The following is a 14,105-nucleotide window of genomic DNA, read 5'->3' on the forward strand; positions in this document are numbered from 1 at the left end:
AACACCTTATGGCGCTTTCCCCTCAGTGGCTTGATGAATTACGCGCTCGGATAACGCTTTCGAGCGTTATCCAGCGTACGACCAAGCTGCAGCGAGCAGGACGTGAATGGAAGGCCTGCTGCCCCTTCCATAATGAGAATACTCCCAGTTTTACCGTTTCGGACGAAAAGGGGTTTTATCATTGTTTCGGCTGCGGAGCGCATGGTGACGCGATCCGCTGGATGACCGATCAGCGCGGCCTGTCCTTTATCGATGCGGTCAAGGAACTGGCCGCAGAGGCCGGGCTCGATGTCCCCCAGCCCGATCCGCGTGAGGCGCGCCGCGCCGAGCAGCGCGCCAGCTTGCACGATGTGATGGAAGCAGCGCAGCAATGGTTCCGCTCCAATCTGGAAAGTACCGGCGGCGAAAGCGCGCGGCGCTATCTTGATTCTCGCGGCTTTGATGCGCTCACCATGGAACGTTTCGGTTTCGGTTTTGCCCCGCCTGACCGCACCGCCCTGCCCCGCGCGCTCAGCGATTTTGAAGAATCGATGCTGATCGAGGCTGGACTGCGAATTGAAGTCGAGAACCGCGATCCCTATGACCGTTTCCGCAATCGGTTGATGCTGCCGATCCATGATGCGCGCGGCCGCATCATCGCCTTTGGCGGGCGCATTCTGGATTCATCCAACAAAGACGCGCCCAAATATCTGAATTCCCCGGACACCCCTTTGTTCGACAAAGGGCGAACACTTTACAATCTGCACCGCGCGGGCCCCGCATCACGCCAGACAAAGCGGATGGTCGTAGTTGAAGGCTATATGGATGTTGTGGCGCTCGCAGCAGCGGGCATTGAAGAAGCCGTGGCCCCCCTTGGAACAGCCCTCACCGAAAGGCAGATTGAGCTGCTGTGGCGGGTCACGGACCGCCCGCTTCTCTGCTTCGATGGCGATGCCGCCGGTCAGCGCGCCGCCATGCGTGCCGTTAGCAGAGCGCTGCCGTTGCTGCAGCCCGACCGGTCACTGGCGATTGTCACATTGCCTGAGGGGCTCGATCCTGATGATTTGCTGAAACAGCATGGGCGCGCAGCGTTGGAGCGCCTGCTGAGCGAGCCAAAATCGGTGCTCGATGTCCTCTGGACACATGAGCGCGATTCGCGTCCTCTGGATACGCCGGAGGACAAGGCCGGCCTCAAGCAGCGCCTGCTGGACCATGTCGATACTATTCAACAATCCGATATCCGTTCGCTCTATCGGCGTGAGCTGATGGATCGTTATTCCGCCTTCGCTTTTCCCAAGCGCGAATTCTCCAGGAGCAATCCCAATTCCGGCAGTTCGCGCATGGGGGGATCTGGCAGGTCCGGATCATTTGGTGGCAGCCAGTCCAGACTTTCTCCGGAAACGGCCGGGCGCCTTAAACGGGCTGCAGCCGGAGGCGGCAGAGACATGCTGGCCCAATGCGTAATCGCCGGACTTGCGCGGTTTCCGAAAGAAATTGAACGGCATGCAGAGCAGCTCGCACGCTTCGAGGCGGGTGATGCTGAAACAGCGCGTATCGTAGGAATGTTGCTAGATGTAACAGAAGCGCTTGAAGAAGAGCATGAAAATACCATATCAGCTATCGAAACCTTGGCTGCGCCGCCGGATAACGCCCATTTTTCCTTCCTGATGGAAGGCCCGGATCCGCAAGTGGCATGTCAGGACTTGGCCGAAGCGGTTGCCTTGTTGGTCGAAAGACCGGCTTTGGACAGGGCAATTGCCGAAACGACTGCACGCTTTGCGTCCGATCCGGATGGATCATGGGCGGAACAGCAACGGCTGAGGAAACGAAAGCTGGAAATCGAGTCGCGACTCGGGCACATGGCAAGGGAACGCGCCGCAGGCCCGTCGCAGAACGAAAAAATGGGCTCCCCTTCCGAACCGGACCCGGGCGAGCAGAAAACGGATTGAAGCGATAGATATGGCGTCTGAAGCCAAGACCAAGCAAAATGAAGATGCTCCCCTGATTGACCTCAATGAGGCCTCGATCAAGAAGCTCATCGCGAAGGCGAAGCGCCGGGGCTACATCACGTATGATGAGCTGAACGAAGCTTTGCCTCAGGATCAAATGTCCTCGGAACAGATCGAGGATGTCATGTCTGCCATCTCCGAAATGGGCGTGAACATCGTCGAGAATGACGAAGAAACGCAGGATGACGATGATGATTCCGATTCTGGTCCCGCTCCTGGCGTTGATGAGATAGCGAGCAGCCCCGAAACGCCGAAGCAGAACGTACCGGAAGCGCCGAAGAAGAAAGAAACCGGCGATCGCACCGATGACCCCGTGCGCATGTATCTGCGCGAGATGGGCGCCGTCGAGCTGCTGAGCCGCGAAGGCGAAATCGCGATTGCCAAGCGGATCGAAGCCGGCCGCGACACGATGATCATTGGCCTCTGCGAAAGCCCGATCACATTCCACGCCATCATCATGTGGTCCGAAGCGCTCAATAATGAGGAAATGCAGCTGCGCGAGATCCTCGATCTCGATGCCATGCTTTCCAAAGAGCCTCCTGTCGACAAGATGGAAGAAGGCGAAGATGACGATAGCGGCGAAATCAGCGAAGAAACCGCCGGTCCGACCTTCAAGGAAGATGACGACGACGATTCCGAAGAGGAAGACGGCGAAGACGGCGAAAAGAGCAACCGTGAAGAGGATGATGAGGAGGATAACACCCTCTCGCTCGCTCAGATGGAAGCGGCGCTCAAACCCGATGCGATCGAACGCTTTGCCCGTATCACCGACCTCTTCAAGAAATTTGAACGCATCCAGGGCGAACGCGTGGATGTGCTCGGCCGCGGTGATGATTTCCCCGCGTCCAAGGAAAAGAAATATGAAGACCTTCGCGAACAACTGACCGCCGAAGTTGAAAGCGTTCAGTTCCACGCGACGAAGATCGAATATCTGGTCGATAATCTTTATGCCTTCAACCGCCGCCTGACGGCGCTTGGTGGCCAGATGCTGCGTCTGGCAGAGCGTCACAAGGTCAAGCGCACCGACTTTCTGAAAGCCTATATCGGCCACGAACTGGACGAAAACTGGCTGCAGGAAACGTCGAAGAAGGACAAGAAGTGGGCGGCCTTCGCCGAAAAGGAAGGCGAGCAGGTCGAACGCATCCGCGCCGAGATTTCGGACATTTCAAGCCAGACCGGCATGAGTCTCGACGAATTCCGCCGCATTGTGAACATGGTGCAGAAGGGCGAGCGTGAAGCACGTATCGCCAAGAAGGAAATGGTCGAAGCCAATCTGCGGCTCGTGATTTCCATCGCCAAGAAATACACCAATCGCGGTTTGCAGTTCCTGGATCTCATTCAGGAAGGCAATATTGGCCTGATGAAAGCGGTCGATAAATTCGAATATCGCCGTGGTTACAAATTTTCGACCTATGCGACCTGGTGGATCAGGCAGGCCATTACCCGCTCGATCGCCGATCAGGCGCGGACCATCCGCATTCCGGTTCACATGATCGAAACGATCAACAAACTGGTGCGGACCAGCAGGCAGTTCCTGCATGAGCAGGGACGCGAGCCAACTCCGGAAGAAATGGCTGAACGCCTTTCCATGCCGTTGGAAAAAGTTCGCAAGGTGATGAAAATCGCCAAGGAGCCGATCTCTCTTGAAACGCCGATTGGCGATGAGGAAGATTCTCATCTGGGCGATTTCATCGAGGACAAGAACGCAATCATTCCGGTGGATTCGGCTATTCAGTCGAACCTAAAGGAAACGGTTACCCGCGTTCTTGCGAGCCTCACCCCGCGTGAAGAGCGTGTGCTGCGTATGCGCTTCGGTATCGGTATGAACACTGATCACACGCTGGAAGAAGTGGGGCAGCAATTCTCTGTGACGCGTGAGCGTATTCGTCAGATTGAAGCAAAAGCTCTGCGAAAGCTCAAACATCCGAGCCGGAGCCGCAAGATGCGCTCCTTCCTCGATCAGTAAGCAAAAGCCCCGCTCCGGCGGGGCTTTTCTTTATCCGGCAACCGTGATCAGCTCTCGGGCACCCAGATTGCGCCTTTGATGAAACGGATCAGCCCATCCTGATTGAGCAGGTAATGGATGTAAAACTCTACATCCACCGTCACGCCTTTGGGCACTACGCTCATTCCCTGATAACCGGCTTCTTCCAATATCTCGGCCGAGAGTTCCTTCAATCCGGTGAAGTGAATGACAACATTGGCGACGAAGCCGTCCTTGCCGGGGAAAAACTCTTTGAATGTGACTTCTTCGCGGCAGTAATCGTGAAAGAAGGCGTAAAATTCGCGGAATGCTTCCTTGCCCTGAACGCGGAAGCCGGCATTTTCCAATGCGAAATCATCAGTAAAAAACTTTCAAGCGTAGGATAATCCCGCGCGTTGAACGCCTCGATATAGCGGTGATAGTCGTCTTCAGTCATGGCTCTCTCCCTTTTGCGTCGGCCTATAGATTAGCTGCACCGCAGGAAAGAGCTTTGGGGTAGCGTCGTCACGGCGATGCGCTTATGGGAGGCGCTCCAGAGTCCCTAAGTCGAGATATAACAGCTCCATGCGCATCGCTATTGCTTCTGATCACGCCGCTTTCGACCTCAAAGCCGAACTCGCCGAATGGCTTCGCAATGAAGGCCATGAGATTGTTGATCTGGGGCCGGAAAACGCAGACCGTGTCGATTACCCTGATTTTGGCTACAAACTCGCAAATGCAGTGTCCTCCGGCGACGCCGAGCGAGGTATTGCTTTGTGCGGATCCGGCATTGGTATTTCGATCGCGGTGAACCGTAATCCTGCTGTGCGTTGCGCCTTGGTTTCAGAGCCACTTTCTGCAGCTCTGGCCCGCGAACATAACGATGCAAATGCGATTGCGATGGGTGCGCGGCTGACCGGAATTGATATGGCCAAGGCCTGTATCACGGCTTTTCTTTCTACCGAATTCGGCGGTGGCCGCCATGGCCCGCGCGTCGAGAAACTTTCCCAGATTCCACAGGACAACGGCAAATGAGCACGATGAGCGCCAACACCTCCAGCTTCTCTGACAACGCTCTAAGCGGCCAGCAGCAACGCTTCTGGCAGGACAGCCTGGCCGATGCCGATCCTGAAGTCGCAACTGCAATTGGCAACGAATTGTCCCGCCAGCAGGACCGTATTGAGCTGATTGCGAGCGAAAACATCGTCAGCAATGCGGTGTTGGAAGCAACCGGATCAATCTTTACCAACAAATATGCCGAAGGTTATCCCGGCCGGCGCTATTATGGCGGCTGCGAATATGCCGATGTGGTTGAAAATCTGGCTATTTCCCGCGCCACGAAACTGTTCGGCTGCAAATTCGCCAATGTTCAGCCCAATTCGGGCAGCCAGATGAACCAGGCCGTTTTTCTGGCGCTGATGAATCCGGGCGACACCTTTATGGGCATGGATCTTGCCGCCGGCGGCCACCTTACCCATGGCTCTCCGGTCAATATGTCAGGCAAATGGTTTAACGCTGTCAGCTATGGCGTGCGCGAAGATGATCAGCGGCTCGATATGGAACAAGTTGAGCGTTTGGCGCATGAGCATAAGCCCAAAGTCATCATTGCCGGCGCAACGGCCTATCCGCGCAGTTGGGATTTCGCGAAGTTTCGGGAAATCGCCGATGCGGTGGGCGCATATCTGCTGGTCGATATGTCGCATTTTGCGGGTCTGGTCGCTGGCGGAGCACATTCCTCACCCTTCCCCCATGCGCATGTCGTGACCACGACGACGCATAAGAGCCTGCGGGGCCCGCGTGGCGGCATGATCCTGTGGGATGATGAAGCGCTCACCAAGAAGTTCAACATGGCTGTGTTCCCCGGTCTGCAGGGCGGACCGCTCATGCATGTGATCGCTGCCAAAGCCGTTGCATTTGGCGAAGCCTTACGTCCGGATTTCAGTGCCTATGCATCCCGTATCGCGGAAAATGCCAAGGCGCTGGCTGCCAGCCTGGAAGAAAACGGCGTAGGTGTCGTGTCGGGTGGCACGGATAACCACCTGATTCTGGCCGATCTGTCTGCTCGCGAAGTGACTGGTAAAGCGGCCGAAATCGGGCTGGATCGTGCCTATCTCACCTGCAACAAGAATGCTGTGCCCTTCGATAAATTGCCCCCCGCTTTGACCTCCGGCGTTCGTCTCGGCACGCCTGCCGGCACGACCCGCGGCTTTGGCCCCGACGAGTTCAAAATTGTCGGACAGCTTATTGCCGAAGTCGTCGAGGGCTTGTCCCGCAATGGTGACGAAGGCGATGGGCAGGTGGAAGAAAGCGTACGCCGCCGCGTTGGCGAATTATGCGCTGCATTCCCGGTCTATCCGGGCCGTTAATCGATGCGCTGTCCCTTTTGCGCGCATGATGACAGTCAGGTAAAGGATTCGCGCCCGACGGAGGACAATTCTGCCATCCGTCGGCGCCGCCAATGCAGCGGCTGCGGAGCGCGGTTCACGACGTTCGAACGGGTTCAGCTACGCGATGTGACTGTGGTCAAGAATGATGGCAAAAGGGAAAGTTTCCTGCGTGTTAAGCTGGAGCAATCGGTGTCTCTCGCCTGCCGCAAACGCGGAATCGGGCAGGAACGGATCGATCAGCTGATATCCGGTATCCAGCGACAGATTGAAACATTGGGCGACAGTGAAATTCCCTCTGGCCGCATCGGCGAAATGGTGATGGAGGGTCTGCGCCAGCTCGACAGTGTCGCCTATATCCGCTTCGCCAGTGTCTATCGCGATTTCAGTGAAGCACGGGATTTTGAGGAATTTGCCAGCACGGTGCGGGATGTTGCCCATGACTGACGGGCAGACCAAAATGCCTGTGGTGGTGCTCGTAAGGCCGCAATTGGGCGAGAATATCGGCAAGGCCGCACGGGCAATGCTGAATTTCGGCCTCACCGAATTGCGCATGGTGTCCCCCCGCGATGGCTGGCCCAACCCAGCAGCAGGCCCGGCGGCATCCGGCGCCGATATCGTGCTGGAAAAAGCACAGGTTTTTGAAACGACGGCCGATGCCGTGGCCGATTGCGCGCATGTCTATGCAACCACGGTGCGCAAACGCGGCGTCACCAAGCCTGTCGTCACTCCCGAGGAAGCCTCCCGCGAGATCATCCAGCAGGAAGGGCGTAGCGCCATTCTGTTCGGGCCTGAACGCTCCGGTCTGGAAACGGATGATGTGGCTCTGGCACGCACCATCCTGACAGTCCCGATCAATCCGGACTTTTCATCACTCAATCTGGCACAAGCCGTCATTCTGTGCGCCTATGAATGGTCCCGCCATCAGCATCTGGTACAGCCGACGCAGGAAGATGCCCTGCCCCCTGCCCCGCAGGATGAGCTGGACGGACTGGTCGCGCATTTGGAAAAGCTGCTGGAGCCGAGAAACTACTTTTTCCCCGCCGCACGTGCAGATGCAACGCGCCGTACATTGCGCGGTATTCTGACGAAACCCGGCTGGAATCACCTTGAGGTCCGCACCTTGCGAGGAATTCTGACCACGCTTGGGAAGGCCCCGCGTACGCCTGATACTTGACTGCGGCGCAAAATCTGCTAACCGCGCGCCTTCACTTGAGCGCAGCGACTGTTCCATACAGATAGCACGTCTCATTGGCCCCGCATCCCGGTGAAGCGGTGGCCGCAGCAGATCATGCGGTCTGTTGGTGCAATACCGGGTTGAAGCGTCATCAAGGGGATGACGATAGCAAATTGGAGAAGACTTATGTCGAAGCGTAAAAGCGCCAAGTACAAAATTGACCGCCGTATGGGCGAAAACATTTGGGGTCGCCCCAATAGCCCGATCAATCGTCGTAGCTATGGCCCCGGTCAGCACGGTCAGCGCCGCAAAGGCAAGATGAGCGATTATGGTCTTCAGCTGCGCGCCAAGCAGAAGCTGAAGGGCTATTACGGCGACGTGACCGAAAAGCAGTTCCGCCGCACATATGGCGAAGCGTCCAAGATGAAGGGCGATACCGGCCAGAACCTCATCGGTCTGCTCGAACGCCGTCTGGACATGGTTGTGTATCGCGCCAAGTTTGCGCCGACGATTTTCGCAGCCCGCCAGATCGTCAGCCACGGCCATATCCGCGTAAACGGTGTGAAGTGTAATGTCGCATCGCGCCGCATCAATATCGGCGACGTGATCAGCCTGGGTGACAAGGCCAAGGAAATGGCTCTGGTCATCGAAGCACAGAGCCTTCCCGAGCGTGAAATTCCTGATTATGTCGCGCCCGATGGCACGGACAAGGTCACTTACACGCGCGTTCCTTCACTGGATGAAGTTCCTTATCCGGTGACCATGGAACCGAACCTGGTGGTCGAATTCTATTCGCGCTGATCCTGATTTCAGTGATCCAGACAAAGGCGGTCCTTCGGGGCCGCCTTTTTTGTATAAAGTGGCGATATTCTGCCGTTTTTCACGGAACTGAAACGATGCTCTGCGATTGAGATATCGCTATGACAAAGTTTCGCTTCGTAACCCCAAATCGCATCGGCAAATGGTACAGCGACCTCAAATTGGCGCAGCGTTTTGCCAACACCATCGGCGCCGGATTTCTGGACGATCGCAGCGGTGAATTCGTCGCCTATCGCGGCACGAAACTGGAAACCTCAAGTTCGCTTGAAGTGCAGACTACTTGCGCAAATAATTGCGCCTGAACTCCGCTGCAAAATCGGCGAAGGTGCCAGCGGCAATCGCGTCGCGCATGGCCTGCATCAATTGCTGGTAGAAGGCGATGTTGTGCTCCGTCATCAGCATTGCGCCAAGGATTTCGCCCGATTTCACCAGATGATGCAAATAGGCCCGGCTATAGGTGCCACATGTCTGACATGAGCAGCGGTCATCCAGCGGATCGGTGTCCTCAGCAAAGCGTGCATTGCGCAAGTTGAGCGGGCCATTCCAGGTGAAGGCCTGACCATTTCGGCCCGATCGGCTTGGCAACACACAATCAAACATGTCTACACCGCGTTCGACCGCGCCAACCAGATCATCCGGTTTGCCAACGCCCATCAGATAACGCGGCCGGTCAGAAGGCAGTTGGTCAGGCGCGAAATCAAGCGTCGCGAACATGGCTTCCTGCCCTTCGCCCACCGCCAGGCCGCCGATGGCATATCCATCAAAGCCGATCTCTGACAGCTTTTCGGCACTTTGCTTGCGCAGATCCTGATCCAGCGCTCCTTGCTGAATACCGAACAGGGCGGCGACGCTGGCATGTTCGGTTCCGGAATCAAAAGCATCGCGGCTACGCTGCGCCCAGCGCATGGACATTTCCATCGACTTGGCGATGACATCGCGCGGCTGATCAGCTCGCGGACATTCATCAAATGCCATGACGATATCCGAACCCAGCAAGCGCTGAATTTCCATCGACCGTTCGGGCGTCAGCATATGTTTGGAACCATCAAGATGGCTGCGGAACTCGACACCTTTTTCCGTTAATTTGCGCAAGTCAGACAGGCTCATAACCTGATAACCTCCGCTATCGGTCAGGATCGGACGGTCCCAATTCATGAACTTGTGCAAACCACCCAAGCGCGCGATGCGCTCTGCGCCCGGGCGAAGCATCAGGTGGTATGTGTTGCCAAGGATGATATCGGCGCCGGTCGCTCGCACGCTTTCAGGCTTCATCGCCTTTACAGTGGCGGCCGTGCCGACAGGCATGAAAGCCGGTGTACGGATATCCCCGCGTTTCATGCTAATGCGCCCGGTGCGGGCCTTGCCATCGCGGGCATCGATCGAGAAAGAGAAGCGTGTCATTTGCACAGTCGCATAGGCTCTACATCGCTTTCGCGCAAATGGGGGAATGAAGCTGGAAATCGAATTATGGCTTTTCGTCAGCCTGACAGCTCTGTCGGTGCTGACTGGATTTGTGGATGCCGTGGCCGGAGGCGGCGGACTGATTATGATGCCATCCTTGCTCGCCGCGGGAATTCCCCCGGCGAACGCTTTGGCGACCAATAAATTGCAGTCCTTATTCGGCATCGGCATGTCATGCCGGAATTTTCTTCGTGCCGGACTGATCGACTGGAAAGCGCATTGGCTCGCCGTTGTGACGGTCTTTTTGGGCGCGGTCATCGGCGTGCTGAGTATTCAGCAACTATCCGCCGAAACCCTCAGCCTCATCATCCCGATCCTGCTGATTGGCGTGGCTGCCTATATCGTTTTTTCACCGCGCATGGACGATTCGGACAGTCATGAAAGGATGTCAGCGAAGGCTTTTGCCGGGCCTACCGGGGCGATTGGATTGTATGACGGCTTTTTCGGTCCGGGAGCCGGTTCGTTTCTGATCGCGGCCGGGGTTGCTCTGCGCGGATTGGGCCTCACCCGAGCGACAGCACTTTCCAAACTGCTCAATTTTTCGAGCAATGTCGCCGCCGTGCTGGTCTGGGGTCTTTCGGGCAAGACCTATTGGGCGCTCGGTCTGGCCATGGCTGCAGGTGCGATGACGGGCAATTACATCGGTTCTCATACGGCGATCCGTTTCGGTGCGAAACTGATCCGCCCAGCCCTGATCGTCGTCAGTCTGGCGCTGACGGCCAAGCTCCTCTGGGACTATTTCGCCGCTTGAACGAAACGGGAATTCTCAGTCGGGCAGGAGCAGTGATGCATCGCCGTAGCTGTAAAATCTATATTCGTTCTCAATTGCATAGGCATAGGCTGCCTGCATTCGTTCAAGCCCCATCAGCGCACTGACGAGCATGAACAGAGTCGATTTGGGCAAGTGGAAATTGGTCATCAGACCGTCAATCGCGCGGAATGTGTATCCGGGGGTTATGAATATGGCGGTGTCATCAGCGAAAGGCTGTATCTTGCCATCCTGATCCGCAGCACTTTCAAGCAGCCGTAAAACCGTTGTTCCCACGGCAATGATGCGGCCGCCAGCCTCGCGCACGGCGTTAAGCCGGGCGGCTGTTTCCGAATCAATACGGCCGAATTCAGAATGCATCGCGTGATCCTGAGTGTTGTCAGCCTTCACTGGTAGAAATGTCCCGGCGCCAACATGCAGCGTGAGTGTTTCATGCCCGATGCCCGCTTCTTCAAGTGCAGCTAGAAGATCCGGTGTAAAATGCAGCGCCGCTGTCGGCGCCGCAACGGCGCCTTCTTCACGCGCAAACATCGTCTGATAATCCTCGCGATCCTGCGCATCGGTGCCGCGCTTGGCCGCAATATAGGGCGGCAAAGGCATGCGGCCGGCCCGTTCAAGCAGGATTTCGACCGGCTCATCACCGTTGAAATGCAATGTCCAGCTGCCATCATCATGACGCTGCTGCGCAATGGCGCTGACATCACCGCCGAAGGTGATGACATCATCGGCGCTCAGCCGCTTGCCGTTCTTGATAAAAGCTTGCCAGCTGCGCGGGCCGAGCCGCTTATGCAGCGTCGCACCGATCCGGGCCTGCCCGCGATACCCTTCCAATTGCGCCGGAATGACTTTGGTGTTGTTAAACACCAGAACATCGCCCGCCTTCAGCAATTGCGGCAAATCGCGCGCATGGTGATCAGCAAAAGCGGAATTCCCCCGGACCACCAGCATTCTGGCAGCATCGCGCGGGCGCGCAGGGCGAAGAGCAATCCGCTCTTGCGGGAGATGAAAATCAAACAGATCGACACGCATGGGCGTAGCCTTAGACGTGCCGATCTGATTTAGGAAGATTACTTGCTGGTTGAATTGCTCAGCATGTCAGCCGTGATGTCAGAAGCTGGCGCGCGCGGCGCAGGCATTTTCTGCGGTACATTATCCGAAGCAATGGAGGCCTGCAGAATGCGGGTCGGATTTTCAGGCGGTTCGCCGCGGGCAATTGCATCAACGCCGTCCATGCCAGCGATGACGCGGCCGAAATTCGTATATTTGCGATCGAGTGAAAGCCGCGGATAGAACACGATGAAAAACTGGCTGTTGGCGCTGTCTTCACCGGAAGCGCGGGCCATCGAAACGGTGCCGCGAACATGAGGCATCGGGTTAAATTCAGCCTTCAGATCAGGCAGCTCGGAACCACCCTGCCCGGTGCCGGTCGGATCACCCGTCTGCGCCATGAAACCATCGATCACGCGGTGAAAAATCACCCCGTCATAAAAACCCTGACGGGCAAGCGTCTTGATCCGTTCAACATGATTGGGCGCCCAATCCGGCATCAGACGGATCGCCACGCGCGACCCATTGGACAGATCGAGCAAGAGAATATTGTCGCGATCCTTCGTGATATCGAAATCGACAGCAACGCGGTAATTGGGCTTTTCCTGCGGCGCATCCTCGCTCTGGGCGAAGGAAACCATCGGCACAGCAGCCATAATAGCGGCTATGAAAAAGGCGATCAGGCGTTTCAACATGATAATTCGAAGAACCTTTTGGTTATAGTCGGGCTACGACTTAGCCCGCGGCCTCTGACGGTGCAATGAACGGGAACGGGATGCGAAATCAATAATCGCCCTGCTGTCCGATCTGCTTTACCCGGGCCTGAATCTCATCGCGTATCTCGGCGCTGACGAAAGGCGCTACGTCCCCTCCGAACAGCGCGATTTCCTTGACGAGCCGCGATGCAATGGGTTGCAGGCTGACATCCGCCATCAGAAAAACGGTCTCTATGCCGTCATTGATCTGCTGGTTCATGCCAGCCATCTGATATTCATATTCAAAATCGGCTACGGCCCGAAGCCCGCGAACAATAACGTTGGCGCGTTCCCGTTCGGCAAATTTCATCAGCAGGGCATTGAAGCCCTTCACCTCGACATTGGCGATGCCGAGCCGGTCAACCTCAGCCCGCACCATGTCCATGCGTTCTTCCGGGGTGAACATCGGGTTTTTCGAAGGATTGGTTGTCACACCGATTATCAGGCGATCAACCAGCTTGGCGCCGCGGCGAATGATATCCGCATGTCCCAGCGTTACCGGGTCGAACGTACCGGGATAAATGCCGATCCGTGGAGTGCCCTCGTCCATCGCCTCAGCAATCCCGCTCAACGACGAATCGAGCAACCGCGCGCAGCATTTCCGCTTCTGAACCGTAGGCCGACAAGTGACCGATGGCCTGATCACTCAGTGCCTGAGCCTGCTCTCTGGCTCGCTCAGGACCGAGTAACGAGACAAAAGTCTGCTTACCCTGATCGGCATCCTTACGCAGCGCCTTGCCCGCTTTCTCGGCATCGCCTTCATGATCGAGCAAATCGTCAACGATCTGGAAGGCAAGCCCGATATCTCTGGCGTAATTTTTCAGCTGAGCGCGGGCCTCGGCCGGAGCATGTCCCAAAATCGCGCCCATTTCGACCGCGGCGCCGAGCAGAGCGCCCGTTTTGAGCTGCTGGAGCCGGGTAATGGTGTGGAGATCGAAGGTTTCATTTTCCGACTCCATATCCATCATCTGCCCGCCAGCCATACCATTGTGGCCGCTGGCCGATGACAGGCACATCACGAGTTCAGAGCGTACGAATGGGTCACCGCTGGTGGATTCGGATGCCAGCAATTCAAAAGCCATCGCATGCAAGGCGTCTCCGGCCAGAACGGCGGTCGCTTCGTCATACAGCTTATGAACAGTGGGCTTGCCGTGCCGCAGATCATCATCATCCATGCAGGGCAGATCGTCGTGAATCAAAGAATAGCTGTGGATCGCCTCTATCGCGCAGCCCGCACGCACAGCGGAGCTGCGTCCGACGCCGTAAAGCTCCGCCACGGTAATCAGCAGCAGCGGACGAATCCGCTTTCCGCCGCCAATGGTCGCATGCCGGATGGCCTGGATCAGTTTTTTACGCCCATCCTCGGGCACGGGCAGCAACACATCGAAAGCATTGTCTATTTCACGCTGTATCGCCTGCAATCCACGCGAAAGCATCGTATCGGCAAGCACCAACGCCATTGCTGTCATTCACTCCCGAACGTTTCAGTGGATTTGGCTTCGCCATCAGGCCCTGCCACGATCTTTTCGATCCGCGACTGGGCCGCATCCAGCCTGGCCTGACAGTGCTGGCGAAGTTTTTCACCGCGTTCATACAGATTGATTGATTCATCCAGTGGCACTTCGCCACCTTCGAGTCGGCGCACCACGTCTTCAAGCGCGCGCAAGGCGTCTTCGAAGCTCAATTGCGAAATATCGACCGTAGTATCTCCCATGCCGAAAACCATTGGCGGCACTACGCGC

General features: G+C 56.7%; 16 protein-coding genes. 9 read left to right on the forward strand and 7 right to left on the reverse strand.

The window, feature by feature from the left end:
* Positions 1–8: 8 nt before the first annotated feature.
* Together dnaG and rpoD are read left to right on the forward strand one after the other, a co-directional pair.
* Positions 9–1,928 carry a DNA primase gene (dnaG, locus tag GRI91_RS02415; protein WP_160735020.1) on the forward strand — a complete coding sequence of 640 codons (1,920 nt, stop codon included), beginning with the start codon at positions 9–11 and terminating at the stop codon, positions 1,926–1,928.
* A 10-nt stretch (positions 1,929–1,938) separates the two neighbouring features.
* A complete protein-coding gene (rpoD, locus tag GRI91_RS02420) occupies positions 1,939–3,954 on the forward strand; it encodes an RNA polymerase sigma factor RpoD (protein WP_160735021.1) in 2,016 nt (671 codons plus the stop codon).
* A 47-nt stretch (positions 3,955–4,001) separates the two neighbouring features.
* Here the strand turns inward: rpoD and GRI91_RS02425 are convergent, their stop codons facing one another.
* On the reverse strand, positions 4,002–4,319 hold the full coding sequence (locus GRI91_RS02425; protein ID WP_237437600.1) for a nuclear transport factor 2 family protein: 318 nt from the start codon (positions 4,317–4,319) through the stop codon (positions 4,002–4,004).
* 217 nt (positions 4,320–4,536) lie between these two features.
* Between GRI91_RS02425 and rpiB the strand changes: the two genes are divergently transcribed.
* From rpiB to GRI91_RS02455, 6 genes are all read left to right on the forward strand, one after another.
* Entirely contained in the window at positions 4,537–4,986 is a 450-nt protein-coding gene (gene rpiB / locus GRI91_RS02430; RefSeq protein WP_160735022.1) for a ribose 5-phosphate isomerase B, read from the forward strand.
* A 5-nt stretch (positions 4,987–4,991) separates the two neighbouring features.
* Positions 4,992–6,317: a serine hydroxymethyltransferase gene (gene glyA / locus GRI91_RS02435; protein ID WP_160735343.1), complete on the forward strand. Its 1,326-nt coding sequence runs from the start codon at positions 4,992–4,994 to the stop codon at positions 6,315–6,317.
* A 3-nt stretch (positions 6,318–6,320) separates the two neighbouring features.
* Positions 6,321–6,782 (forward strand): transcriptional regulator NrdR, encoded by a 462-nt coding sequence (gene nrdR, locus GRI91_RS02440; RefSeq protein WP_160735023.1) that lies wholly within the window; start codon positions 6,321–6,323, stop codon positions 6,780–6,782.
* Positions 6,775–7,512 (forward strand): RNA methyltransferase, encoded by a 738-nt coding sequence (locus tag GRI91_RS02445; RefSeq protein WP_202385406.1) that lies wholly within the window; start codon positions 6,775–6,777, stop codon positions 7,510–7,512. The genes nrdR and GRI91_RS02445 overlap by 8 nt, the downstream gene beginning before the upstream one ends.
* A gap of 186 nt (positions 7,513–7,698) precedes the next feature.
* A complete protein-coding gene (rpsD, locus tag GRI91_RS02450; RefSeq protein WP_160735024.1) occupies positions 7,699–8,313 on the forward strand; it encodes a 30S ribosomal protein S4 in 615 nt (204 codons plus the stop codon).
* Positions 8,314–8,432: 119 nt separating this feature from the next.
* Positions 8,433–8,633: a hypothetical protein gene (locus GRI91_RS02455; RefSeq protein ID WP_160735025.1), complete on the forward strand. Its 201-nt coding sequence runs from the start codon at positions 8,433–8,435 to the stop codon at positions 8,631–8,633.
* Here GRI91_RS02455 and tgt read toward each other — a convergent pair.
* Positions 8,608–9,732 (reverse strand): tRNA guanosine(34) transglycosylase Tgt, encoded by a 1,125-nt coding sequence (gene tgt, locus GRI91_RS02460; protein ID WP_160735026.1) that lies wholly within the window; start codon positions 9,730–9,732, stop codon positions 8,608–8,610. The genes GRI91_RS02455 and tgt overlap by 26 nt on opposite strands.
* A 46-nt stretch (positions 9,733–9,778) precedes the next feature.
* Between tgt and GRI91_RS02465 the strand changes: the two genes are divergently transcribed.
* Complete coding sequence (locus tag GRI91_RS02465; protein WP_160735027.1) at positions 9,779–10,543, forward strand: TSUP family transporter; 765 nt, start codon at positions 9,779–9,781, stop codon at positions 10,541–10,543.
* Between the two features lie 15 nt (positions 10,544–10,558).
* On the opposite strand, the gene queA is transcribed toward GRI91_RS02465, so the two are convergent.
* The 5 genes from queA to GRI91_RS02490 all read right to left on the reverse strand — a co-directional run bounded on the left by queA (position 10,559) and on the right by GRI91_RS02490 (position 14,077).
* Complete coding sequence (queA, locus tag GRI91_RS02470) at positions 10,559–11,590, reverse strand: tRNA preQ1(34) S-adenosylmethionine ribosyltransferase-isomerase QueA (protein WP_160735028.1); 1,032 nt, start codon at positions 11,588–11,590, stop codon at positions 10,559–10,561.
* A gap of 38 nt (positions 11,591–11,628) precedes the next feature.
* Positions 11,629–12,303, reverse strand: a complete 675-nt coding sequence (locus GRI91_RS02475) for a peptidylprolyl isomerase (protein ID WP_202385407.1) — start codon at positions 12,301–12,303, stop codon at positions 11,629–11,631.
* An 88-nt stretch (positions 12,304–12,391) separates the two neighbouring features.
* Complete coding sequence (gene coaD, locus GRI91_RS02480; protein WP_160735029.1) at positions 12,392–12,913, reverse strand: pantetheine-phosphate adenylyltransferase; 522 nt, start codon at positions 12,911–12,913, stop codon at positions 12,392–12,394.
* Positions 12,914–12,917: 4 nt separating this feature from the next.
* The gene (locus GRI91_RS02485) at positions 12,918–13,823 is read right to left on the reverse strand and encodes a polyprenyl synthetase family protein (RefSeq protein WP_160735346.1); all 906 of its coding nucleotides are present in this window, start codon (positions 13,821–13,823) and stop codon (positions 12,918–12,920) included.
* A gap of 5 nt (positions 13,824–13,828) precedes the next feature.
* A complete protein-coding gene (locus GRI91_RS02490) occupies positions 13,829–14,077 on the reverse strand; it encodes an exodeoxyribonuclease VII small subunit (protein WP_160735030.1) in 249 nt (82 codons plus the stop codon).
* Between the last annotated feature and the right edge of the window lie 28 nt (positions 14,078–14,105).

This window comes from Altericroceibacterium endophyticum, from assembly GCF_009827595.1.
GTDB lineage: Bacteria > Pseudomonadota > Alphaproteobacteria > Sphingomonadales > Sphingomonadaceae > Altericroceibacterium > Altericroceibacterium endophyticum.

What these genes read in the sequence shown, in the direction of transcription:
- dnaG (WP_160735020.1), top strand. Translation starts at nt 9, where the DNA reads ATGGCGCTTTCCCCTCAGTGGCTTGATGAATTACGCGCTCGGATAACG.
- rpoD (WP_160735021.1), top strand. Translation starts at nt 1,939, where the DNA reads ATGGCGTCTGAAGCCAAGACCAAGCAAAATGAAGATGCTCCCCTGATT.
- rpiB (WP_160735022.1), top strand. Translation starts at nt 4,537, where the DNA reads ATGCGCATCGCTATTGCTTCTGATCACGCCGCTTTCGACCTCAAAGCC.
- glyA (WP_160735343.1), top strand. Translation starts at nt 4,992, where the DNA reads ATGAGCGCCAACACCTCCAGCTTCTCTGACAACGCTCTAAGCGGCCAG.
- nrdR (WP_160735023.1), top strand. Translation starts at nt 6,321, where the DNA reads ATGCGCTGTCCCTTTTGCGCGCATGATGACAGTCAGGTAAAGGATTCG.
- GRI91_RS02445 (WP_202385406.1), top strand. Translation starts at nt 6,775, where the DNA reads ATGACTGACGGGCAGACCAAAATGCCTGTGGTGGTGCTCGTAAGGCCG.
- rpsD (WP_160735024.1), top strand. Translation starts at nt 7,699, where the DNA reads ATGTCGAAGCGTAAAAGCGCCAAGTACAAAATTGACCGCCGTATGGGC.
- GRI91_RS02455 (WP_160735025.1), top strand. Translation starts at nt 8,433, where the DNA reads ATGACAAAGTTTCGCTTCGTAACCCCAAATCGCATCGGCAAATGGTAC.
- tgt (WP_160735026.1), bottom strand. Translation starts at nt 9,732, where the DNA reads ATGACACGCTTCTCTTTCTCGATCGATGCCCGCGATGGCAAGGCCCGC.
- GRI91_RS02465 (WP_160735027.1), top strand. Translation starts at nt 9,779, where the DNA reads ATGAAGCTGGAAATCGAATTATGGCTTTTCGTCAGCCTGACAGCTCTG.
- queA (WP_160735028.1), bottom strand. Translation starts at nt 11,590, where the DNA reads ATGCGTGTCGATCTGTTTGATTTTCATCTCCCGCAAGAGCGGATTGCT.
- GRI91_RS02475 (WP_202385407.1), bottom strand. Translation starts at nt 12,303, where the DNA reads ATGTTGAAACGCCTGATCGCCTTTTTCATAGCCGCTATTATGGCTGCT.
- coaD (WP_160735029.1), bottom strand. Translation starts at nt 12,913, where the DNA reads ATGGACGAGGGCACTCCACGGATCGGCATTTATCCCGGTACGTTCGAC.
- GRI91_RS02485 (WP_160735346.1), bottom strand. Translation starts at nt 13,823, where the DNA reads ATGGCGTTGGTGCTTGCCGATACGATGCTTTCGCGTGGATTGCAGGCG.
- GRI91_RS02490 (WP_160735030.1), bottom strand. Translation starts at nt 14,077, where the DNA reads ATGGGAGATACTACGGTCGATATTTCGCAATTGAGCTTCGAAGACGCC.